General features: G+C 56.9%; 14 protein-coding genes and 6 pseudogenes. 11 read left to right on the top strand and 9 right to left on the bottom strand.

Annotated features, from left to right (window positions below):
- Positions 1 to 175 precede the first annotated feature (175 nt).
- Positions 176 to 331, top strand: a pseudogene (locus ACHHZ6_RS22360) (DUF4440 domain-containing protein); the annotation flags it as partial.
- A 41-nt stretch (positions 332 to 372) separates the two neighbouring features.
- Here ACHHZ6_RS22360 and ACHHZ6_RS22355 read toward each other — a convergent pair.
- Both ACHHZ6_RS22355 and ACHHZ6_RS22350 read right to left on the bottom strand, forming a co-directional pair.
- Entirely contained in the window at positions 373 to 1,017 is a 645-nt protein-coding gene (locus ACHHZ6_RS22355; protein ID WP_012695489.1) for a quinolone resistance pentapeptide repeat protein QnrB2, read from the bottom strand.
- 95 nt (positions 1,018 to 1,112) lie between these two features.
- Positions 1,113 to 1,319, bottom strand: a pseudogene (locus tag ACHHZ6_RS22350) (helix-turn-helix domain-containing protein); the annotation flags it as partial.
- Between ACHHZ6_RS22350 and ACHHZ6_RS22345 the strand changes: the two are divergent.
- The 4 genes and pseudogenes from ACHHZ6_RS22345 to ACHHZ6_RS22330 all read left to right on the top strand — a co-directional run.
- Positions 1,305 to 1,514: pseudogene (locus ACHHZ6_RS22345) on the top strand (DMT family transporter); the annotation flags it as partial. The pseudogenes ACHHZ6_RS22350 and ACHHZ6_RS22345 sit on opposite strands and share 15 nt — an antisense overlap.
- A complete protein-coding gene (gene sul1 / locus ACHHZ6_RS22340; protein WP_000259031.1) occupies positions 1,508 to 2,347 on the top strand; it encodes a sulfonamide-resistant dihydropteroate synthase Sul1 in 840 nt (279 codons plus the stop codon). The pseudogene ACHHZ6_RS22345 and the gene sul1, both read left to right, overlap by 7 nt.
- 127 nt (positions 2,348 to 2,474) lie before the next feature.
- Complete coding sequence (locus ACHHZ6_RS22335) at positions 2,475 to 2,975, top strand: GNAT family N-acetyltransferase (RefSeq protein ID WP_000376623.1); 501 nt, start codon at positions 2,475 to 2,477, stop codon at positions 2,973 to 2,975.
- Between the two features lie 506 nt (positions 2,976 to 3,481).
- A pseudogene (locus ACHHZ6_RS22330) lies at positions 3,482 to 4,081 on the top strand (IS6-like element IS6100 family transposase); the annotation flags it as partial.
- A gap of 29 nt (positions 4,082 to 4,110) precedes the next feature.
- Here the strand turns inward: ACHHZ6_RS22330 and ACHHZ6_RS22325 are convergent.
- Positions 4,111 to 4,911, bottom strand: a pseudogene (locus tag ACHHZ6_RS22325) (Tn3 family transposase); the annotation flags it as partial.
- Positions 4,912 to 5,113: 202 nt separating this feature from the next.
- A complete protein-coding gene (gene tnpR / locus ACHHZ6_RS22320) occupies positions 5,114 to 6,829 on the bottom strand; it encodes a Tn3-like element Tn4401 family resolvase TnpR (protein ID WP_004152391.1) in 1,716 nt (571 codons plus the stop codon).
- A gap of 109 nt (positions 6,830 to 6,938) precedes the next feature.
- Here tnpR and tnpA point away from each other — a divergent pair, with 109 nt between their 5' ends.
- The 4 genes from tnpA (at position 6,939) to ACHHZ6_RS22300 (ending at position 13,144) form a co-directional block, all read left to right on the top strand.
- Positions 6,939 to 9,968 (top strand): Tn3-like element Tn4401 family transposase, encoded by a 3,030-nt coding sequence (tnpA, locus tag ACHHZ6_RS22315; RefSeq protein ID WP_004152392.1) that lies wholly within the window; start codon positions 6,939 to 6,941, stop codon positions 9,966 to 9,968.
- 106 nt (positions 9,969 to 10,074) lie between these two features.
- Entirely contained in the window at positions 10,075 to 11,100 is a 1,026-nt protein-coding gene (gene istA / locus ACHHZ6_RS22310) for an IS21 family transposase (RefSeq protein WP_004199214.1), read from the top strand.
- Positions 11,097 to 11,876 (top strand): IS21-like element ISKpn7 family helper ATPase IstB, encoded by a 780-nt coding sequence (istB, locus tag ACHHZ6_RS22305; protein WP_004152394.1) that lies wholly within the window; start codon positions 11,097 to 11,099, stop codon positions 11,874 to 11,876. Before istA ends, istB begins: the two co-directional genes overlap by 4 nt.
- A 386-nt stretch (positions 11,877 to 12,262) precedes the next feature.
- Positions 12,263 to 13,144 (top strand): carbapenem-hydrolyzing class A beta-lactamase KPC-4, encoded by an 882-nt coding sequence (locus ACHHZ6_RS22300; RefSeq protein WP_015062847.1) that lies wholly within the window; start codon positions 12,263 to 12,265, stop codon positions 13,142 to 13,144.
- Between the two features lie 249 nt (positions 13,145 to 13,393).
- Here ACHHZ6_RS22300 and ACHHZ6_RS22295 read toward each other — a convergent pair whose 3' ends face one another.
- Both ACHHZ6_RS22295 and ACHHZ6_RS22290 read right to left on the bottom strand, forming a co-directional pair.
- A complete protein-coding gene (locus ACHHZ6_RS22295; RefSeq protein WP_004152397.1) occupies positions 13,394 to 14,713 on the bottom strand; it encodes an IS1182-like element ISKpn6 family transposase in 1,320 nt (439 codons plus the stop codon).
- Positions 14,714 to 14,894: 181 nt separating this feature from the next.
- Positions 14,895 to 17,960, bottom strand: coding sequence for a Tn3-like element Tn3 family transposase (locus ACHHZ6_RS22290; RefSeq protein WP_022650076.1), 3,066 nt, complete (start codon positions 17,958 to 17,960; stop codon positions 14,895 to 14,897).
- A gap of 161 nt (positions 17,961 to 18,121) precedes the next feature.
- On the opposite strand from ACHHZ6_RS22290, the gene ACHHZ6_RS22285 reads away from it, so the two are divergent.
- Entirely contained in the window at positions 18,122 to 18,679 is a 558-nt protein-coding gene (locus ACHHZ6_RS22285; RefSeq protein ID WP_001235713.1) for a recombinase family protein, read from the top strand.
- Between the two features lie 182 nt (positions 18,680 to 18,861).
- The gene (locus ACHHZ6_RS22280; protein WP_000027057.1) at positions 18,862 to 19,722 is read left to right on the top strand and encodes a broad-spectrum class A beta-lactamase TEM-1; all 861 of its coding nucleotides are present in this window, start codon (positions 18,862 to 18,864) and stop codon (positions 19,720 to 19,722) included.
- A 147-nt stretch (positions 19,723 to 19,869) separates the two neighbouring features.
- Here ACHHZ6_RS22280 and ACHHZ6_RS22275 read toward each other — a convergent pair.
- The 3 genes and pseudogenes from ACHHZ6_RS22275 to ACHHZ6_RS22265 form a co-directional block, all read right to left on the bottom strand.
- A pseudogene (locus ACHHZ6_RS22275) lies at positions 19,870 to 20,261 on the bottom strand (IS1 family transposase); the annotation flags it as partial.
- A gap of 435 nt (positions 20,262 to 20,696) precedes the next feature.
- A complete protein-coding gene (locus tag ACHHZ6_RS22270) occupies positions 20,697 to 21,701 on the bottom strand; it encodes an IS110-like element IS4321 family transposase (protein WP_000427620.1) in 1,005 nt (334 codons plus the stop codon).
- A gap of 78 nt (positions 21,702 to 21,779) precedes the next feature.
- The gene (locus tag ACHHZ6_RS22265) at positions 21,780 to 22,406 is read right to left on the bottom strand and encodes a Tn3 family transposase (RefSeq protein WP_395123058.1); all 627 of its coding nucleotides are present in this window, start codon (positions 22,404 to 22,406) and stop codon (positions 21,780 to 21,782) included.
- Positions 22,407 to 22,460 lie beyond the last annotated feature (54 nt).

Raw genomic sequence — 22,460 nt, 5'->3', positions numbered from 1 at the left:
GTTGATTTTGCGTCAGTGGCTATCGCTTTTAAGTTGTCGCTCTTGCAGTATCGCATTTAGGTTATCCGATTAAGGTCAAACCTCTGAAAATGCCGTATAGCGCGGGAGTACACCCTATTGCTATAGGTAAGTCTGTTCAAAAAACAGGCTTACCGTACAATAATTCTCTATATCCAAACTGACCCTTAATAAGGCGATAGACACCGGTACCTACACATTTACCTTCGCGGACAAATCAACGGTTTCAGCCCGCTACACATTCACTTATGCATGGGACGGTAAAGAGTGGAAAATTTCCACACACCACTCTTCAGCGATGCCTGAAGGGTAAAAAGCTGTGCAGGGGGCGGAATATTCACCGCTCCCTGAAGACTAGCCAATAATCGCGATGCCAAGACGTTCCATGAGCAACGATGCCTGGTAGTTGTCCAACTTAACGCCTTGTAAATCAACGCGCCGAATATCTAAGTCACCCAACTCCGAATTGGTCAGATCGCAATGTGTGAAGTTTGCTGCTCGCCAGTCGAAAGTCGAAAACTCGCCGCCGGAGAGATCTGAACCACTGAACGTCGCGCCCAGTACCTGGGCCCCCATCCAACGGTTTTCCCACAGCTCACACTTTTCCAACACGACTTTCGAAAAATTGGCGTAGCTTAGATTTGTGTTAGTGATATATGCACTGCAAAACCAGGTGCGAGTAGTGATCATATTCATAAAACTTGCGCCGCGAAAATCTGCGCCTTGCGCACGACAGTGGCGAATTTCAATGCCAAGCGCACTGGCATTGCGAAAATCCGCCATGGATAAATCACAGCTTTTAAAAATGGCATCTTTCAGCATCGCACGACTAAAATTGCACCCTTTCTGGCTTTCACGATCATAGAACTGACAGCCGATAAATTCAGTGCCGCTCAGGTCGGCACCTGAAAAATCACAGTTAAAAAATGTACTATTTTCAATTTTCTCACCGGTGAAGCGGTTTCTGTTAATTTTTTCGCCAACGAGTGCCAGAGCCATATTTTGTGCCTGTTTTTTTATACAGTAATGGCGTCATGGTAAACCCTGATGAGGTTATGCGTCAAATCCGCCAATATAACATCTGCAAATGTGCGTTAAATCTGGTGTTTTTTCAGCAAAGCGCGAAGCTGATGGTAAGTCAGACCCAGTAATTCAGCGGCTTTTTTCTGGTTAAATTTTGCCTGCTGTAAGCTGGTTTGTAGAAAGTCTTTCTCTTGCTGCTGCTGGAATTCACGCAGATCCAGCGGTAACCCTACAGACATCGGTTTAGTTTCCGGCGCCTGCGGCTGCGTCTGGTTCTGAAATCCATCCCTGTCGGTGTTGCTTATGCAGTCTGGTCGGGACTCGGCGTCGTCATAATTACAGCCATTGCCTGGTTGCTTCATGGGCAAAAGCTTGATGCGTGGGGCTTTGTAGGTATGGGGCTCATAATTGCTGCCTTTTTGCTCGCCCGATCCCCATCGTGGAAGTCGCTGCGGAGGCCGACGCCATGGTGACGGTGTTCGGCATTCTGAATCTCACCGAGGACTCCTTCTTCGATGAGAGCCGGCGGCTAGACCCCGCCGGCGCTGTCACCGCGGCGATCGAAATGCTGCGAGTCGGATCAGACGTCGTGGATGTCGGACCGGCCGCCAGCCATCCGGACGCGAGGCCTGTATCGCCGGCCGATGAGATCAGACGTATTGCGCCGCTCTTAGACGCCCTGTCCGATCAGATGCACCGTGTTTCAATCGACAGCTTCCAACCGGAAACCCAGCGCTATGCGCTCAAGCGCGGCGTGGGCTACCTGAACGATATCCAAGGATTTCCTGACCCTGCGCTCTATCCCGATATTGCTGAGGCGGACTGCAGGCTGGTGGTTATGCACTCAGCGCAGCGGGATGGCATCGCCACCCGCACCGGTCACCTTCGACCCGAAGACGCGCTCGACGAGATTGTGCGGTTCTTCGAGGCGCGGGTTTCCGCCTTGCGACGGAGCGGGGTCGCTGCCGACCGGCTCATCCTCGATCCGGGGATGGGATTTTTCTTGAGCCCCGCACCGGAAACATCGCTGCACGTGCTGTCGAACCTTCAAAAGCTGAAGTCGGCGTTGGGGCTTCCGCTATTGGTCTCGGTGTCGCGGAAATCCTTCTTGGGCGCCACCGTTGGCCTTCCTGTAAAGGATCTGGGTCCAGCGAGCCTTGCGGCGGAACTTCACGCGATCGGCAATGGCGCTGACTACGTCCGCACCCACGCGCCTGGAGATCTGCGAAGCGCAATCACCTTCTCGGAAACCCTCGCGAAATTTCGCAGTCGCGACGCCAGAGACCGAGGGTTAGATCATGCCTAGCATTCACCTTCCGGCCGCCCGCTAGCGGACCCTGGTCAGGTTCCGCGAAGGTGGGCGCAGACATGCTGGGCTCGTCAGGATCAAACTGCACTATGAGGCGGCGGTTCATACCGCGCCAGGGGAGCGAATGGACAGCGAGGAGCCTCCGAACGTTCGGGTCGCCTGCTCGGGTGATATCGACGAGGTTGTGCGGCTGATGCACGACGCTGCGGCGTGGATGTCCGCCAAGGGAACGCCCGCCTGGGACGTCGCGCGGATCGACCGGACATTCGCGGAGACCTTCGTCCTGAGATCCGAGCTCCTAGTCGCGAGTTGCAGCGACGGCATCGTCGGCTGTTGCACCTTGTCGGCCGAGGATCCCGAGTTCTGGCCCGACGCCCTCAAGGGGGAGGCCGCATATCTGCACAAGCTCGCGGTGCGACGGACACATGCGGGCCGGGGTGTCAGCTCCGCGCTGATCGAGGCTTGCCGCCATGCCGCGCGAACGCAGGGGTGCGCCAAGCTGCGGCTCGACTGCCACCCGAACCTGCGTGGCCTATACGAGCGGCTCGGATTCACCCACGTCGACACTTTCAATCCCGGCTGGGATCCAACCTTCATCGCAGAACGCCTAGAACTCGAAATCTAACGTCCGTTCGGGCATCGAGGTCCATGTCGGGGTGGGACGGGCCCGTGGCTTCAAGATCACTTGCAGTCCGACCGCGATGTCTTGGTTGCGCGAGAGGTTGTCGATATCCTCCACTTCCATCATCAACCCTGGATAATGCCGCCGCCGTCATCGCCGCCGACGCCCGTGCCGGGCTTTTCGGGCCTGTCAGGCTTGCTCGGCCTTCAGCCTGCCTGGGCGAGATCTCCGGCGGACGGATTAACGGCGGAGCTTCGCCGCCTTTCGTGCGTGTGAAGGCCGAAGATAGTTCTCTCAAAAACATCCGTTTATGAGAGATACCAAATGTCATTTTCAGAAGACGACTGCACCAGTTGATTGGGCGTAATGGCTGTTGTGCAGCCAGCTCCTGACAGTTCAATATCAGAAGTGATCTGCACCAATCTCGACTATGCTCAATACTCGTGTGGGCTCTGTTGCAAAAATCGTGAAGCTTGAGCATGCTTGGCGGAGATTGGACGGACGGAACGATGACGGATTTCAAGTGGCGCCATTTCCAGGGTGATGTGATCCTGTGGGCGGTGCGCTGGTATTGTCGCTATCCGATCAGCTATCGCGACCTTGAGGAAATGCTGGCGGAACGCGGCATTTCGGTCGACCATACGACGATCTATCGCTGGGTCCAGTGCTACGCCCCGGAGATGGAGAAGCGGCTGCGCTGGTTCTGGCGGCGTGGCTTTGATCCGAGCTGGCGCCTGGATGAAACCTACGTCAAGGTGCGGGGCAAGTGGACCTACCTGTACCGGGCAGTCGACAAGCGGGGCGACACGATCGATTTCTACCTGTCGCCGACCCGCAGCGCCAAGGCAGCGAAGCGGTTCCTGGGCAAGGCCCTGCGAGGCCTGAAGCACTGGGAAAAGCCTGCCACGCTCAATACCGACAAAGCGCCGAGCTATGGTGCAGCGATCACCGAATTGAAGCGCGAAGGAAAGCTGGACCGGGAGACGGCCCACCGGCAGGTGAAGTATCTCAATAACGTGATCGAGGCCGATCACGGAAAGCTCAAGATACTGATCAAGCCGGTGCGCGGTTTCAAATCGATCCCCACGGCCTATGCCACGATCAAGGGGTCGTTTGCGGGAGGGGGCGGAATCCTACGCTAAGGCTTTGGCCAGCGATATTCTCCGGTGAGATTGATGTGTTCCCATCCGAGCGGCGAAACATGGGCCAAGAGATCGGGCGATAGCAGCTTTCCATCGCGTTTCTGGTTTGCAACGACCTCGCCGAGCTTCATGGTGTTCCAGAAGATGATGATGGCGGCGAGCAGATTCATGCCGGCGATGCGGTAATGCTGGCCTTCGGCGGAACGGTCGCGGATTTCACCGCGGCGGTGGAAGCTGATTGCCCGCTTCAGCGCATGATGAGCTTCGCCTTTGTTGAGCCCGATCTGGGCACGCCGTTGGAGTTCGGCATCCAGAATCCAGTCGATCATGAACAGGGTGCGCTCGACGCGACCGACTTCCCGCAGGGCTGTCGCGAGCTCGTTCTGCCGCGGATAGGAGGCGAGTTTCCGCAGAATCTGGCTTGGCGCGACGGTCCCGGCAGCAATGGTGGCGGCGATGCGCAGGATGTCGGGCCAATTGCGCTCGATCATGGCTTGGTTGACCTTTCCGCCGATCAACGCTCGCAGGTGCGCCGGGGCGGCCGACGGATTGAACGCGTAGAGCCGTTTGGATGGCAGGTCGCGGATGCGCGGAGCGAACCGGTAGCCGAGAATGGCACATGCGGCAAAGACGTGATCGGTGAAGCCGCCCGTGTCGGTGAACTGCTCGCGGATATGGCGTCCAGCATCGTTCATCAGCAGGCCATCGAGGATGTAAGGCGCTTCGCTTGCCGTTGCAGGAATCACCTGGGTTGCGAACGGCGCATATTGGTCGGAGACGTGGCTATAGGCTTTCAGGGGTCTGACGCTCAGTGGAACGAAAACTCACGTTAAGCAACGTTTTCTGCCTCTGACGCCTCTTTTAATGGTCTCAGATGACCTTTGGTCACCAGTTCTGCCAGCGTGAAGGAATAATGGCCGAGCATATTGATATGTCCGTGGCAAAGCGGGGTTCTAAGCGGGAATCCCAGAAAATTCCGTCATTCCGTATGATGAAAATTCAGTCGACTCCTCGCTTGACGTGACGAGCGCCAAAAGCCTGCCGCATCTGCCTGGCGCGCTCGAGCTCATCGCCATGCAAATACATCGACGTCGTGGCGATCGACGCATGGCGTAGGTTGTCGCGCACCGCGGTGAGCTGAGCTCCCCGGGCCAACGCATGGCTGGCATGACTGTGACGCATCCAATGAGGCGTGGCACGGCGCAGCTTTTCGGCGGCGACCGGATGATCGGCCTCAATGGCCTCAGCGGCTTGCGTAAAGAATCTTCGCAACACGCACCAAAGGTGAGGGCCGGTGATGCCGGCATTACCGTCTTCCCCAAGACTGCCCACCAGGGGCGTTTTCGGATTCCACCGTTCCCGGCTGACTGGCAGTTGACGCTGTGCCAAGTATTGGTCCAGCGCCGTATACGCGAGCGGCGGCAAGGCCACCTTACCTGGTTTGCCACCTTTGCCAACCAAATGCAGCCAGTGGTCACCGTGCTCGTCGAGGCGGACATTACCCAGGACGGCGCCGACCAGTTCGCTAGCGCGCAGGCCCGTGGCATAGCCGAAGTCGAGCATGAAGCGCAGGCGTTGTGCTGCCGGCTCGGACCAGCCGTAGGACCATTCCAGGCCGTCTGCAATGGCGCGCAGCAGTAGCCATTCTCCCTCGGTAAAGCCTCGCGCCGTATCCAGTGCGGGCCGCAAGGCGTGACCGCGTACCTTGACGCCGGCGAAAGGGTTGGCCAGCACATAGCGCTGCTCGATGAGCCACCGGAACAGCGCCGAGAGCACCGTCAGCGCATACGCTGCCGAGCGTGCGGACAAGCCGCCCGAGAAGGGGCGCCATTCCACCGAATCGCGTGGTCGAGGTGGCCCCACCCAACGCTCGCGCGGGGTCGGGTGCCGGACAAAGGCCCGGTACGCGATTGCATCGTCCGTGGTCAGGGATGATAGCGCCCGTCCGCGTTCGACGATGGCCCACAGGATTAGCCGCGCAGCCTCCTTGCGATAGGCGCGCTGTGTGGCGACAGTCTCGTGCAGCGCCAGCCAGGCCTGCACGGCCTCGTAGTCGTTGGTCGCATTCAGCGTGCAAGCGTTGCGCGGGGCCCGGAAATTGCCCTGCGAGCCGTCGACTTCGTTCGGCAGACGCAACTGCTCCCACGGCACGATGCCGCTGGGCTGAATAATCGGGATCAGGGCCCGGGCGCGCTCGGTGAGCTGCGGATGTGCGGCAAAGAAAGCCTCGACCTGCCGGGCGCCTGTCATGCCGAGTCCCTCGATGGCTTTCCACCAGCCACGCCGGCGGGGAATGCGCACGGTCAGCGCCGAGAGGGTGTGGATACCGTACGCCTGCAGTGCCCTGACGGTCCTCGGAGACAGCCACTGGTCGATGCTGTCGCTGATCTGGGGCTTCGGCGCCGGCAGCGTGGGCAAGAGCCGGATCGCGCGTTCGACGGCACCCGCGCGCCCCTGTCGCTCTTCGGGGGCGTGCTGGAACACGTCGGCCAGATCCGGCCGGTGGCGGCTGTTGGCGAAAACGATGAGCTGGCGGCGGATATGCCCCAGCATCCCTCGCGCTGATTGACCGGCGGCCTTGCGTGCCGCCAGGTAGTGTTCAACGGCCGCGCGAGAGCTGAGTCCCGCGTACCAGCCGCGCAAGGCAGCCAGCGAATCCGCATCGGGAAAGCCGACTGGGGTAGAACTCGAAGCCGTAGTCTGGCCCGTTTTCATATGGACAGGTTGCGATTCGAAAAGCGAGTAACGCGATAATAACGATTATTTCAGTAGAATCGAAAATGCCCCATGTTTCTACGAAACCTCAAGATAGCAAGAACGGGCCATGAGCAAGAAGAACAAGCTACTCAGCGTCCTATCCGACGCCGAACAGGAGGCCTTGTATGGCCTGCCGGAGTTCGATGATGCGCAGCAGCTGGAATATCTGGCTGTGACAGAAACCGAGTTGGCGCTTGCCAACAGCCGGCCCAGTCTTCATGCCAAGGTCTATTGCCTCTTGCAGATCGGCTACTTCAAGGCCAAGCATGCCTTCTTCAGTTTCGACTGGGACGAAGTCGAGGACGATTGCGCTTTCGTGCTGAGCCGCTATTTCCACGGCGAGGTGTTCGAACCCAAGGCGATCACCAAGCATGAACGCTACACCCAGCGCGAGCAGATCGCCAAACTATTCGGCTACTGGCCGTGGTCGGCCGCCTTCCTGCCGCAGCTCGAGCAGCAGGCCGCACGGACCGTGCGGCGTGACGTAACGCCGGGGTTCGTCGCCGCCGAGCTGATCGTCTGGCTCAATGAGCACAAGATTATCCGGCCCGGCTATACGACCTTGCAAGAGTTGGTCAGCGAAACGCTATCCGCCGAGCGCCGGCGCCTGGGCAATCTGCTGGAGCAAGCGTTGGACGAATCTGCCAAGGCCGCGCTGAGCCAGCTTCTGGTCCGTGATGACACCCTGTCGCAACTGGCGGCGCTCAAGCAGGACGCCAAGAATTTCGGCTGGCGCCAGATGGTCCGCGAGCGCGAAAAGCGCGCCACGCTGGAGCCGCTGCACGCAATCGCCAAGACACTGCTGCCTAAACTCGACGTCTCGCAGCAGAACCTGCTGTACTACGCGAGCCTGGCAAACTTCTACACCGTCCACGACCTGCGCAATCTGAAGGCCGATCAGACCCAACTCTACCTGCTGTGCTATGCCTGGGTACGCTACCGGCAGCTCTCCGACAACCTGGTCGATGCGATGGCGTACCACATGAAGCAGTTGGAGGACGAAAGCAGCGCTGGTGCCAAACAATCCTTTGCCGACGAGCAGGTGCGCCGTCAGCAGGAAACGCCGCGGGTAGGCCGCCTGCTGTCACTCTACGTTGATGATAGCGTGGCCGATCCCACGCCCTTCGGCGAGGTGCGGCAGCGCGCCTACAAGATCATGCCTCGCGATACGCTGCAAACCACGGCGCAGCGTATGAGCGTGAAGCCGGCGAGCAAGCTGGCCTTGCAGTGGCAGGCGGTGGACGGGCTGGCCGACCGCATGCGCCGCCATCTTCGTCCACTGTACGTTGCGCTCGACCTCTCCGGCTCCAATCCAGACAGTCCATGGCTTGCCGCGCTGGCCTGGGCCAAAGGTGTTTTTGCCAAGCAGCAGCGGCTGTCGCAACGGCCACTCGACGAGTGGCCCGCGGCGACACTTCCGAAACGCTTGCGGCCGTACCTGCTGACCTTCGACGCCGACGGTAAACCAACCGGCCTGCACGCTGACCGCTACGAGTTCTGGCTGTACCGCCAGATCAGGAAGCGTCTCCAATCGGGTGAACTCTACCTCGACGACAGCCTGCAACACCGGCACTTCTCAGATGAACTGGTTGAGATGGACAGGAAGATCGATGTGCTCGCAAAAATGGAGATCCCCTTCCTGCAGCAACCCGTCCATGCCCAACTCGATGCGCTGACTGCCGAACTGCGCACGCAGTGGCTGGCGTTCAACCGCGAGCTGAAACAGGGCAAGCTGACGCACCTCGAATACAACAAGGACACGCAGAAACTGACCTGGCGCAAGCCCAAGAGCGAGAATGAGAAAGCGCGCGAAAAGGCATTCTACGAGAAGCTTCCGTTCTGCGACGTGGCCGACGTGTTTCGCTTCGTCAACGACGAGTGCAAGTTTCTGTCGGCGTTCACGCCCATGCAGCCGCGCTACGCGAAGAAGGTCGCCGACGCTGACAGCCTGATGGCGGTCATCATCGCGCAAGCGATGAACCACGGCAACCACGTCATGGCGCGCACCAGCGACATCCCGTACCACGTGCTGGATAGCGGCTACCAGCAGTACCTGCGCCAGGCAACGCTGCACGCGGCCAACGACTGCATCAGCAACGCCATCGCCACGCTACCGATCTTCCCATACTACTCGTTCGACCTCGAAACGCTGTACGGTGCCGTCGACGGGCAGAAATTCAGCGTCGAACGGCCGACCGTGAAGGCGCGCTATTCGCGCAAGTACTTCGGGCGCGGCAAGGGCGTGGTCGCCTACACGCTGCTGTGCAACCACATCCCGCTCAACGGCTACCTGATCGGCGCGCACGACTACGAGGCCCACCACGTGTTCGACATCTGGTATCGCAACACGTCGGACATCATGCCGACCGCGATCACCGGCGACATGCACAGCGTCAACAAGGCCAACTTCGCCATCCTGCATTGGTTTGGCCGGCGGTTCGAGCCGCGCTTCACCGACCTCAACGCGCAATTGAAAGAACTCTACTGCGCTGACGATCCAGCACAGTATCAGGCGTGCCTGATTCGGCCAGTCGGGAAAATCGACTGCGATCTCATCCATCGCGAGAAGCCGAACATCGACCGGATCGTCGCCACACTCGGGCTGAAGGAAATGACGCAGGGCACGCTGATCCGCAAGCTGTGCACCTACACCACGACGAACCCGACGCGGCGCGCGATCTTCGAGTTCGACAAGCTCATCCGCAGCATCTACACGCTTCGCTACCTGCGCGATCCGCAACTGGAACGCAACGTGCACCGCTCGCAAAATCGCCTCGAGTCCTACCATCAGCTACGCTCGGCCATTGCCCAGGTCGGCGGTAAGAAGGAACTGACCGGTCGCACCGACATTGAAATCGAGATCAGCAACCAGTGCGCACGGCTGATCGCCAACACGATCATTTTCTACAACTCGGCAATCTTGTCGCGGCTGGTGACCAAGTACGAGGCGGCCGGCAACAGCAAGGCGCTGGCACTCATCACAAAAATTTCGCCTGCGGCATGGCGGCACATCCTGCTCAACGGGCACTACACCTTTCAAAGCAGCGGCAAGACGATCGATCTCGATGCGATCGTCGCAGGCCTGGAACTGGAGTGACGGAATTTTCAGCGGTTCCGTGTTAGCAGCAGTGTAAAACTGACCCACCCCAGCGAAGTAAAACTGATCCACCTGGGCTAGTTTGGCGGCCTTTTCGAGGCCGTCGATGTTGACCCAGGAGCAAACCGTGGAAATCAGAGTTCTTGCCCGACAGGGCCACTCCATCCGGCACATCGCCCGCACGTTGGGGGTCTCGCGCAATACCGTGCGCCGCTACCTCCGCGATCCGTCGGTAGCGCGATACCAGCCCCGTGAACCACGCCCCACCAAACTGGGGCCATTTGAATCTTATCTGCGGCAACGGGTCGAGCAGGCCCACCCCATCTGGCTGCCTGCCACCGTCCTGAATCGGGAAATCCGCGCTCAAGGGTATGGCGGCGGTCTCTCGTTATTGCGCGCCTTCCTCGCCACGCTCAAGCCCGCCCGCCGCGAAGCAGGTCCGGCCGTCCGTTTCGAGACCGAGCCCGGACGGCAGTTGCAGGCTGATTTCGTGGTCTTGCGCCGGGCCAGATCCCCCATGTCGGCCTTCGTCGCCACGCTGGGATACAGCCGCATGACGTTTGTCACCTTCGTACCGGACGAATCCTTCGAGTCCGTGCGGGACTCCCTGTTGCTGGCTTTTGACTATCTGGGCGGTGTGCCCCGCGAGGTGTTGTTCGACAACATGAAGACCGTGGTGCTGGAACGCGATGCCTACGGTGACGGCAAGCACCGTTTTCACCCCGGCTTGCTTCAACTGGCCGATGACCTGGGGTTCCGGATCCGGCTGTGTCGCCCGTATCGGGCCCAGACCAAAGGCAAGGTCGAGCGCTTCAATCGCTACTTCCGCGAGAGCTTCTACAACCCGTTGCTGACCCGGATGAAGGGCACGGGGCTGCTGCTCGATTGTGCTGCTGCCAACCGACGCGTCCGTGACTGGTTGGCAGACGAGGCGAATGTGCGGGTCCACGCCACCCTGAACGAGCGCCCCATCGACCGTTGGCGGCAGGAGCGGGAACACCTGCAACCCTTGCCATCCCGTGTGCGGCGCGACGAGGCCCCCCTGCTGGATAACAGTCTCCGCCCGGTACCACTGGAATCTCTCCAGCACCCACTGTCTGTCTATGACGCAATTGGGGAGGCCTGCCGATGAACCTCCAGCATGAGCGGATCGACGCCCTGTGCCAGCAACTCAAACTCGAACGGGTGGCAACGCATTACCCCGTCCTGGCGCAGCAGGCGGTGCGCGAGGACTTCAGCTTCACCGACTTCCTGGAACACCTGTTGCGGCATGAAGCGGGGTGTCGCCAGCAGCGCAGCCGCGAACTGCTGACGCGGATGGCTTGCTTCCCGGGCATCAAGACCCTGGAGGACTATGACTTCAGCTTCAACCCCGGCGTGCCCAAGGCACTGGTGCAGGAGCTGGGCAGTCTGGCGTTTGTCGAACGGGCCGAGAACGTGGTGCTGATCGGACCCTCTGGCATCGGCAAGACCCACCTCGCCATCGCCTTGGGTTACAAGGCCGCGCAAGCCGGGGTCAAGACACGCTTCATCACGGCAGCCGACCTGATGCTGCAACTGAGCACGGCGCAGCGACAAGGGCGGCTGAAGGAATACTTCAACCGCGCCATCCTCGGTCCACGGCTGCTGGTGATCGATGAGATCGGCTACCTGCCTTTCGGACGCGAGGAAGCGAACCTGTTCTTTCAGGTGGTGGCGAAGCGCTATGAGAAAGGGGCGATGATCCTGACCTCGAACCTGCCGTTCAGCCAGTGGGCCGACGCGTTTGCCGGCGATACCACCCTGACAGCCGCGATGCTGGATCGGCTGCTGCACCATGCCCATATCCTGACCCTGAGCGGCGAAAGCTACCGCTTGAAGGACAAGAGGAAGGCGGGAGTGGTCAGGAAAAATTCCAAACCCGAATGATCCAGGTGGGTCAGTATTACTTTGGTGATTCAGGGGTAAAGTGGGTCAGTTTTCAGTTGGTGTTGACACCGGCGTACCCTCGGTGCTATCTTCGCGCCCCAATAGTCGGGGCTTGGCCAGGACTTCCTGAGGCCGTCCGTAACGTGGATGCCGAGGTCAGGCGAGGTGGCCGACCCATGAACGCCGACCTGATTCGTTTTTCAATAGCGCTGGACGTTGTGGTGCCAGGGACTTACCAACCCGATGTGTGCCCATCCGGGGCAGTTACAGCCGTTACAGCCTCTGGAGAGGGAGCGGCTTGCCGCTCGGTGATAATCCCAGCTGTAGCGGCCTGATTACATCCGGCCGCTACACCTAGCTCCACCTTCAAACAAGGAATATCGTTGATGTCACTGTATCGCCGTCTAGTTCTGCTGTCTTGTCTCTCATGGCCGCTGGCTGGCTTTTCTGCCACCGCGCTGACCAACCTCGTCGCGGAACCATTCGCTAAACTCGAACAGGACTTTGGCGGCTCCATCGGTGTGTACGCGATGGATACCGGCTCAGGCGCAACTGTAAGTTACCGCGCTGAGGAGCGCTTCCCACTGTGCAGCTCATTCAAGGGCTTTCTTGCTGCCGCTGTGCTGGCTCGCAGCCAGCAGCAGGCCGGCTTGCTGGACACACCCATCCGTTACGGCAAAAATGCGCTGGTTCGGTGGTCACCCATCTCGGAAAAATATCTGACAACAGGCATGACGGTGGCGGAGCTGTCCGCGGCCGCCGTGCAATACAGTGATAACGCCGCCGCCAATTTGTTGCTGAAGGAGTTGGGCGGCCCGGCCGGGCTGACGGCCTTCATGCGCTCTATCGGCGATACCACGTTCCGTCTGGACCGCTGGGAGCTGGAGCTGAACTCCGCCATCCCAGGCGATGCGCGCGATACCTCATCGCCGCGCGCCGTGACGGAAAGCTTACAAAAACTGACACTGGGCTCTGCACTGGCTGCGCCGCAGCGGCAGCAGTTTGTTGATTGGCTAAAGGGAAACACGACCGGCAACCACCGCATCCGCGCGGCGGTGCCGGCAGACTGGGCAGTCGGAGACAAAACCGGAACCTGCGGAGGGTATGGCACGGCAAATGACTATGCCGTCGTCTGGCCCACTGGGCGCGCACCTATTGTGTTGGCCGTCTACACCCGGGCGCCTAACAAGGATGACAAGCACAGCGAGGCCGTCATCGCCGCTGCGGCTAGACTCGCGCTCGAGGGATTGGGCGTCAACGGGCAGTAAGGCTCTGAAAATCATCTATTGGCCCACCACCGCCGCCCTTGCGGGCGGCATGGATTACCAACCACTGTCACATTTAGGCTAGGAGTCTGCGCGGCAGAGCCGTGTGACCGGTTTTCTGTAGAGCACTGACGATGGCGGCGGCGCTCTCTGCAATTGGCAAGGCGTCGGCGCCAAGGATACCAATCTTGCGGCGCGCGGCGTGTTATGACGACTGGGGTGCATTTGAGCCGCCCCATTTAACCTTCGCCCTCACAGATACGCCATTCGCCTCAGATTTAGCGCCATGCAGACGAGCTTCCACTCGGCTTGCACCTTGTCCAGGCCCCTCATGCTGAACTGACGCAATCCCATCACCGCCTTGATCCAACCATTCGGAGCCTCCACGATCGACTTGCGCCGGCGGTAAGCTGCATCGCCTTGCTCCGTTTTCAATTTCGCCGCAATCGCCGCCGTATGCGGATGGGTCTTGGCATTGACCTTGGCATCTTCACGTCCCTCGCGGCCGAGGGCAACGATGACATCGCCGTGGTGATCGGCGACCTTTGCCAGAACAGCCTCACTACGGAATCCCGCATCCGCCAGCGTCTGGGCCGGCATTTCTCCGGTGTTGGCCTGAACTGCTGCCAGCATGCCCAGCAGCGCCTGACTGTCCGCGGCGCAGTTGGTCAACTCCGCCGCCACGATGATCTGGTGCTCGGCATCGACCGCTGTGTACCCGTTGTAGCTCTGCTCGGAGCCACCACCGGCGTGTTTCATGATCCGGCTGTCCGGATCGGTGAAGCTTTCCTGATCACGGTCATCCGGCACACCAAACTCGCGTTTGTACGAGCCACCGCCCTTGTCCGAGCCATCCGGATGGCGAGGCCGGCGGCCATCGTCTTCGCTGCGCCCCCGGGCCTGGTCCGCTTCACGCTGGCGCGCTTCCAGGCGCGCCTTTGCCGCCTGGATCGCCTCCAGGCGCTTCTCGCGGCGAGAAATCTCGGCAGGAATGTCCAGCTCCGGCTCGTTACGCTCCTGGTCGTCGGTAGCCTTGGCGCGATCAAGCAGCGCCTTGATCTCGCAATGCAATTCGTCCTCGGCCGGCTTCATGCGCTTATAGCTCATCGCCTTGTGGCGGCTGGCGTTGGCTTTTACCTTGGTGCCGTCGACCGCGATCGTGCCAAGCTTCACCAGCCCACATTCGCGCGCCAGTTGCACCACCTGAACGAACAAATTCTCAAGCTCGGTCAGGTGTAGGGCACGGAAGTCACTCAGCGTGCGGTGGGCCGGGAAGTTTCCAGCGGCCAGCACACGCAACGCGACATCCTCGTACAGCTTCCTGGCTAGTTTGCGCGAAGAGAAGACGCCGCTCGCGTAACCATAGATCAGCACTTTGACCATCATCGCCGGATGAAACGGCTGATTGCCCGGACCACCGCCGGCATACCGGGCGTGGAATGCGCTCAAGTCCAGCGTATCGACAGTCTCGCTGATGAAGTAGGCAAGATGCCCTTCAGGTAGCCACTCTCCCAGAGAAGGGGGCAGCAGATAGGATTGGTCGGGTCGGTAAGGAAGGTAACTGGCAGCCATCCCCGTATCGTCCTCGATCTTCCGCCGATTTGGCTTCTGCCGCGCAGGCTCCTAGGCCACCGTAGCTAAACATACGAGAAAAACCGCTTCTTGAGCGCTCTCTGAGACCACCTTGCCGACAACGCAGAAACGGTTGCGGAAAAATCGGCGTTTCCGGCGTACGCCACCCGACCTGGACGAACTATTGCGGACCTGGAACTGGAGTAGCGGAATTCCCCGGGGTTTCAGCGTCGCGCCACAGCGCCTCAGATAGATGCGGTAGCCTTTGGCGGGTCGTCATGCCGCGGACCACCCCCCCAAAAAATTCCACAATGCGGAATGGCGGAATTTTCTGGGGTTCCCGCTTACCCCCCCAAAGCGGGGAGAGGCGTGCGATATCTTCATCATTCAGTGTTTCACCCTGCGCCCGGAGATGATCCAGAGCTGCCTGCATATAAATAGTGTTCCATAACACGACGGCGTTAGTGACCAGCCCCAGAGCTCCCAACTGATCTTCCTGACCGTCGGTATATCGTTTTCTTATCTCACCTTTTTGACCGTGACAGATGGCTCTGGCAACTGCATGACGGCTTTCTCCCCGATTAAGCTGGGTCAGAATGCGCCGGCGGTAATCTTCATCATCAATATAATTAAGCAGATACAGCGTTTTGTTGATGCGCCCCACTTCAATGATTGCCTGAGTCAGTCCGGAGGGACGTTCACTTTTCAGCAATGAACGGACCAGCACTGAGGCCTGTACTTTGCCCAGCTTCAGGGAGCCTGCGGTCCGGATCATTTCGTCCCACTGAAGGACTATTTTTCGGGGATCTGATTGCCCTCTGGCAATATCATTCAGCACGCCATAGTCGGCATCATGGTCCATTCGCCAGAAAACCGAAGCACCGGCATCAGCCAGGCGTGGAGAAAACTGGTATCCCAGCAGCCAGAAAAGGCCAAAGACAAGATCGCTGGCACCTGCCGTATCGGTCATAATTTCGGTTGGATTCAGCCCGGTCTCCTGTTCCAGAAGGCCTTCCAGCACAAAGATAGAGTCCCTCAGCGTCCCCGGTATAACGATGCCATGAAAGCCGGAATACTGATCGGACACAAAGTTGTACCAGGTGATCCCTCTGTTATTACCAAAGTATTTGCGGTTCGGTCCGGCATTGATTGTTCTGACTGGCGTAACAAAGCGCATTCCATCTGCAGATGCCACTTCTCCTCCACCCCATATCTGTGCCAGTGGCAGCGTTGCCTGAAAATCAACCAGTCTGGCATTAGCGCTGGTGATAGTTTCAGCCCGCAGATAGTTCGCTTTTGTCCAGTTCAGCCGGTGTCGGGTCAGTGCAGGAACATTTGATCTGATCAGTGGTTCCAGACCGATATTGCAGGCTTCAGCCATCAGCACGGCGCTGATGCTGACGGGCAGATCATCAACTCTGGCACTGGCTTCACTGGCATGGAAAAACTCATCAGCAAATCCGGTATGGGCGTTAATTTCGAGCAGCAACTCCGTTAAATCCACCGGAGGGAGCAGATCACTGATCATTTTGCTCAGTCGTTTCAGACTGTCCGGCTCATCAAGACTGGCGAGGGGAGAAATTGTCAACCGGGGCTTCGGGCCAGAAACATCGAGTTCGACAGCCTCATTTTCGCCAAGACGTGCAGCAACCTGTCTGTAACGACTATCAAGCTGATGGCCCAGAGATTTTATTGCTTCCTGCGGGTCTGTCGGGTGCCCCAAAGAACGATAAACCTTAATCCGATTTGCCTGCCAGTCAGCACCCTGTAGTAATCTTGCACGAGGATCTCCCCACCGGTTACTGCCGGTAACGTAGACATCCCTCCGTCTCAGACTATCCTGCAGTTTACTGAGAAAGCAGAGCGTGTATCCCCTTCGGGTGATATGTTTTTCCTTGTTAATCACCAGCCGTTTCCATGACTGACTGATGATTTCCGTTGGTGCGTCGTCAAAAAACTGCCGCCGTGAGCTGAACTCCCGGCTGAGGTAGTCACAGGCATTCAGAGTGGTAACCCCGGCAGGTGCGGATGAAAATTTAACGGTATTCAGCAGATGGGGCAGGAAACGACGAACGCGCCCGTACTGCTCCACCATTTCGTCATGAAAATTATCGTCTGAGGGCCGGGCAATTTCACGGACAAGCGTGATGATTTCAGCCAGCTTTTGCCTAGGGATGTAGCTGAACACCTCAGCACGAATCGATTCGTCCGGTGTTTCTTCTTTCAGCAAGTACGAACATGCGCTGGCGAGCGCCAATGCAGATTTATCCAGATCCTTCAGCGAGCGGAGCCGTTTTTTCTGCCCAATCTTTCTGGCGTCACGGATGATAACGGCCAGCATGGCGTCCAGAACGTCCAGTGCATCATCCAGCGCCAGCGTTTCCCATGCAAGGACAAAGGCAACCAGAACCGCCATCCTTTTCTGCGGTGACATCCTGGCAATATTGAACACCGAAGTCATACCAGCATAACGTGCGAGATTTTTCAGGCGCACAGCCGGGAGTGTACTCAGGTTTTCAGCATGCAGGCCAAAATCGTTCAGAGTTTTCCAGCGTTCAATTGCTTCATTAAACGCCGGACCACTGATGGTCACAGGGCCTTTTTTCAGTGATTCCAGTAAAGACAGGCGGCTGCAATCAGTTGGCCCCAGCAGCATCTCCAGCTGTGAACGCTGTTCGGCTGACGGTATCAGTGCCAGTTTGTTCCACAGGCGCAACGTCGCCTTTTCCCTTACCTCTGAAATCAACCGGGTCAGCGTGGTGGCTCCGGGGAGAATAATACGATGTTGCATAAGCCACCCTGTCGCCAGGTCGAAAAGCAGGCCAGGACGTTCGTTGCTTATCCAGCTCCGGGTATATAAAAGACGGGTAAGGCGAAATGTCCAGGGCCAGGCAAATTCACGATACTGATAGTGCTGACGTATCAGCGCTGCATGCTCACGGCGGGTATTTTCCCTCTGACCGTATTCTGCAAGAACGGTGATATCACGAATCCCGAGCTGTCTGGCGGTAAAATGCCGGACGCCGGAAGGAATATGATTCATGTCAGTAAGAAAAGTGCCCAGAAAACGCACACACCCGATTTGCAGGGCAATACCAAGTCGATTGTGATCACCCCGGCTTTTCCCGATAAATTCTTTATCCGCTTCATCAAGATGAAAATAACGCGCCAGCTGAAGTTCATCGGGTTCGCCAGTGAACCTGCCATAACTCTCAACCTGCTCAGTGGTCAAAAAATCAACGGGCATATCGGCCTCCCTGCCTGACGGCTTTTTTAACACAACTGCAACCGTTCGAAATATTATAAATTATCGGACATCGTAAAACTGTTACATTAATATGTCTATTAAATCGTAAATTTGTAATAATAGACATGAGTTGTCCGATATTCGATTTAAGGTACATTTTTATGCGACTTTTTGGTTACGCTCGGGTCTCAACCAGTCAGCAGTCTCTTGATCTTCAGGTCAGAGCACTCAAAGACGCAGGTGTGAAAGCAAACCGTATATTTACCGATAAGGCATCCGGCAGTTCAACAGACCGGGAAGGGCTGGATTTGCTGAGGATGAAGGTGGAGGAAGGTGATGTCATTCTGGTTAAGAAGCTCGACCGTCTTGGCCGCGACACTGCCGATATGATCCAACTGATAAAGGAATTTGACGCTCAGGGCGTGGCAGTCCGGTTCATTGATGACGGGATCAGTACCGACGGTGATATGGGGCAAATGGTGGTCACCATCCTGTCGGCTGTGGCACAGGCTGAACGCCGGAGGATCCTAGAACGCACGAATGAGGGCCGACAGGAAGCAAAGCTGAAAGGAATCAAATTTGGCCGCAGGCGTACCGTGGACAGGAACGTCGTGCTGACGCTTCATCAGAAGGGCACTGGTGCAACGGAAATTGCTCATCAGCTCAGTATTGCCCGCTCCACGGTTTATAAAATTCTTGAAGACGAAAGGGCCTCGTGATACGCCTATTTTTATAGGTTAATGTCATGATAATAATGGTTTCTTAGACGTCAGGTGGCACTTTTCGGGGAAATGTGCGCGGAACCCCTATTTGTTTATTTTTCTAAATACATTCAAATATGTATCCGCTCATGAGACAATAACCCTGGTAAATGCTTCAATAATATTGAAAAAGGAAGAGTATGAGTATTCAACATTTTCGTGTCGCCCTTATTCCCTTTTTTGCGGCATTTTGCCTTCCTGTTTTTGCTCACCCAGAAACGCTGGTGAAAGTAAAAGATGCTGAAGATCAGTTGGGTGCACGAGTGGGTTACATCGAACTGGATCTCAACAGCGGTAAGATCCTTGAGAGTTTTCGCCCCGAAGAACGTTTTCCAATGATGAGCACTTTTAAAGTTCTGCTATGTGGTGCGGTATTATCCCGTGTTGACGCCGGGCAAGAGCAACTCGGTCGCCGCATACACTATTCTCAGAATGACTTGGTTGAGTACTCACCAGTCACAGAAAAGCATCTTACGGATGGCATGACAGTAAGAGAATTATGCAGTGCTGCCATAACCATGAGTGATAACACTGCTGCCAACTTACTTCTGACAACGATCGGAGGACCGAAGGAGCTAACCGCTTTTTTGCACAACATGGGGGATCATGTAACTCGCCTTGATCGTTGGGAACCGGAGCTGAATGAAGCCATACCAAACGACGAGCGTGACACCACGATGCCTGCAGCAATGGCAACAACGTTGCGCAAACTATTAACTGGCGAACTACTTACTCTAGCTTCCCGGCAACAATTAATAGACTGGATGGAGGCGGATAAAGTTGCAGGACCACTTCTGCGCTCGGCCCTTCCGGCTGGCTGGTTTATTGCTGATAAATCTGGAGCCGGTGAGCGTGGGTCTCGCGGTATCATTGCAGCACTGGGGCCAGATGGTAAGCCCTCCCGTATCGTAGTTATCTACACGACGGGGAGTCAGGCAACTATGGATGAACGAAATAGACAGATCGCTGAGATAGGTGCCTCACTGATTAAGCATTGGTAACTGTCAGACCAAGTTTACTCATATATACTTTAGATTGATTTAAAACTTCATTTTTAATTTAAAAGGATCTAGGTGAAGATCCTTTTTGATAATCTCATGACCAAAATCCCTTAACGTGAGTTTTCGTTCCACTGAGCGTCAGACCCCTATCCTGTCATACGCGTAAAACAGCCAGCGCTGACGTGATTTAGCACCGACGTAGCCCCACTGTTCGTCCATTTCAGCGCAGACAATCACATCACTGCCCGGCTGTATGCGCGAGGTTACCGACTGCGGCCTGAGTTTTTTAAGTGACGTAAAATCGTGTTGAGGCCAACGCCCATAATGCGGGCGGTTGCCCGGCATCCAACACCATTCATGGCCATATCAATGATTTTCTGGTGTGTACCGGGCTGAGAGGCGGTGTAAGTGAACTGTAGCTGCCATGTTTTACGGCAGTGAGAGCAGAGATAGCGCTGATGTCCGGCAGTACTTTTACCGTTACGCACCACGCCTTCAGTAGCTGAGCAGGAGGGACAACTGATGGAGATGGAAGCCACGGGAGCACCTCAAAAACACCATCGTACACTAAATCAGTAAGTTGGCACCATTACCTAAATCCCCGGGACAACCACAGAATCCCACAATTATCTCGCTTATCCCTGTTCATTTATCTCACTTCTAATCACCAGGCAGCTCAACGAGAGGCCACGAAAAAGGGGTCGTCTCAGAAAACGGAATCTATGGTCACTCCCGTTTTTGCAACACCGATTTTGACGATAAATTGGCTTGCTTGAATCTATCCGGCGTCTGAATGGGATTTTATTCCCGCGCCTCGATGAGTTCCGCGCCTGATGAACCTCCAGAAAATATACGGCTTCAATGAGCCTTTCCGTTTTACAGGTTCCTCAACAGGCCGGTGGGCCGTTAGTATCATCAATATCAGTATTCGCAAAACCAGATCAGTGATTCTTTAAACCGGTGTATTTCTGCCGTTATGCTACATAAGTTTGCTGTCGTGCCGTTAGGGCCCAGGCTATTCTGGCCAGCTTGTTTGCCAGAGCACAAGTGACGACAAAGTTGCTTTTCCTACACAGTAGATCCCTGACCCAATCGGCCAATTTGCCAGACTGGTGTTCCAGTTTTTGTATGAATACCCTGGCACATTGAACCAACAAAGTTCGGATCTTTTTGTTACCTCGCTTACTAATTCCCAGCAATGTCGTCCGACCTCCCGTGCTGTACTGTCGAGGCACTAGCCCTGTTGCCGCCGCAAAGTCACGACTGCTGGCGTACTGCTTCCCGTCGCCAATCTCAGTTGAAATAGTACTCGCTGTCAGTGTTCCGACGCAGGGAATGCTCAGCAAGCGCTGTCCAATCTCATCTTCGTCCAACTTTCGTTTCAACTGGGATTCCAAATCTTTAATCTGCTCAACAAGATAGTGATAATGCTGTTGTAATTTCAGCAATAACTGGCTGAGGTATAGAGGCAAACTATTGTCCTCAAGAAGGGTACTCAGTCGGCTAATAACGGCAGCTCCTCGTGGAACGCTGATGCCAAATTCCAGCAGAAAAGCATGCATCTGATTGGTTGTTTTTACCTTATCCTGAACCAGGGATTCACGGACACGATGCAGCGCACGCATTGCCTGCTGAGATTCAGTTCTGGGCTGTACAAAACGCATAGACGGACGCGATGCAGCTTCACAAATAGCTTCGGCGTCGACAAAGTCGTTTTTGTTACTTTTAACGAATGGACGGACAAATTGTGGTGATATCAGCTTAGGAAAATGCCCCAACTCTTCCAACTTGCGTGCCATAAAGTGAGAGCCACCACAGGCTTCCATTGCGATGGTTGTAGCGGGGCATGTCGCCAAAAATTCGATTAACTTTGGCCGTGTAAATTTTTTACGGTAAACAGCCTTGCCGCGACGATCCTGGCAATGAATATGGAAAGAGTTTTTACCCAGATCGATACCAATGAGCGCAATGTTTTCCATGATAGTTCTCCGAATGAAAGCCTGTCCTCAGCATAGTACCGGGAAGGAGGGAGTGACCATCTCATTAAATAAAGCACGCTAAGCCGGTTGCAGCGGCCGTAGCGGCCTGAACTTGCCCGCGCCGATCTTGGCGCTGCTGCGCCAGAGGTAATCGCCGGTCAGGTTGATGTGCTCCCAGCCGAGCGGCGACAGGTACTGCAACAGGCCGTCATCGACGGCTTGACCGTGGCCACGCAAGGCGTTCGCGGCCCGCTCCAGATAGACCGTGTTCCATAGCACGATGGCCGCCGTCACCAGGTTGAGGCCGCTGGCCCGGTAGCGCTGCTGCTCGAAGCTGCGGTCGCGGATTTCCCCCAGGCGGTTGAAGAACACGGCGCGGGTAATCGCTTCGGCGCTCGCCCGCTCGACGGCGTTGAGGGCGGGCACAATGACCGACTGCCGCCGCAGGTGCTCGATCAAGGCTCTGGCCAGCACGATGCCCTTGTCGGTTTGCATGGCCAGCTCGGTCAGCAACTGGACAGCCTGCCGGTAGTGGCCAATCGTGAACGGCTGGAAGCCGAACACCGTTTGCAGCTCGACCAGGTGCTCGCGTCGGGTCTGCTCACGCTGCCCGTACTCGTCCCAGCTTTCGAGGCACTGTTGCAAATAGTCGGTGGTGATAAACTTATCATCCCCTTTTGCTGATGGAGCTGCACATGAACCCATTCAAAGGCCGGCATTTTCAGCGTGACATCATTCTGTGGGCCGTACGCTGGTACT

Origin of the sequence: Enterobacter cloacae complex sp. 2024EL-00214, from assembly GCF_043945575.1 — a bacterium.
In the GTDB taxonomy this organism is placed as follows: Bacteria; Pseudomonadota; Gammaproteobacteria; order Enterobacterales; family Enterobacteriaceae; genus Enterobacter; species Enterobacter cloacae_P.
This window is presented reverse-complemented; position numbering and strand designations above follow the sequence as displayed.

Bases quoted from the DNA above. Each gene is read 5' to 3' on its own strand.
- ACHHZ6_RS22355 (WP_012695489.1), bottom strand. From the start codon at position 1,017: ATGGCTCTGGCACTCGTTGGCGAAAAAATTAACAGAAACCGCTTCACC.
- sul1 (WP_000259031.1), top strand. From the start codon at position 1,508: ATGGTGACGGTGTTCGGCATTCTGAATCTCACCGAGGACTCCTTCTTC.
- ACHHZ6_RS22335 (WP_000376623.1), top strand. From the start codon at position 2,475: ATGGACAGCGAGGAGCCTCCGAACGTTCGGGTCGCCTGCTCGGGTGAT.
- tnpR (WP_004152391.1), bottom strand. From the start codon at position 6,829: ATGAAAACGGGCCAGACTACGGCTTCGAGTTCTACCCCAGTCGGCTTT.
- tnpA (WP_004152392.1), top strand. From the start codon at position 6,939: ATGAGCAAGAAGAACAAGCTACTCAGCGTCCTATCCGACGCCGAACAG.
- istA (WP_004199214.1), top strand. From the start codon at position 10,075: ATGTTGACCCAGGAGCAAACCGTGGAAATCAGAGTTCTTGCCCGACAG.
- istB (WP_004152394.1), top strand. From the start codon at position 11,097: ATGAACCTCCAGCATGAGCGGATCGACGCCCTGTGCCAGCAACTCAAA.
- ACHHZ6_RS22300 (WP_015062847.1), top strand. From the start codon at position 12,263: ATGTCACTGTATCGCCGTCTAGTTCTGCTGTCTTGTCTCTCATGGCCG.
- ACHHZ6_RS22295 (WP_004152397.1), bottom strand. From the start codon at position 14,713: ATGGCTGCCAGTTACCTTCCTTACCGACCCGACCAATCCTATCTGCTG.
- ACHHZ6_RS22290 (WP_022650076.1), bottom strand. From the start codon at position 17,960: ATGCCCGTTGATTTTTTGACCACTGAGCAGGTTGAGAGTTATGGCAGG.
- ACHHZ6_RS22285 (WP_001235713.1), top strand. From the start codon at position 18,122: ATGCGACTTTTTGGTTACGCTCGGGTCTCAACCAGTCAGCAGTCTCTT.
- ACHHZ6_RS22280 (WP_000027057.1), top strand. From the start codon at position 18,862: ATGAGTATTCAACATTTTCGTGTCGCCCTTATTCCCTTTTTTGCGGCA.
- ACHHZ6_RS22270 (WP_000427620.1), bottom strand. From the start codon at position 21,701: ATGGAAAACATTGCGCTCATTGGTATCGATCTGGGTAAAAACTCTTTC.
- ACHHZ6_RS22265 (WP_395123058.1), bottom strand. From the start codon at position 22,406: ATGGGTTCATGTGCAGCTCCATCAGCAAAAGGGGATGATAAGTTTATC.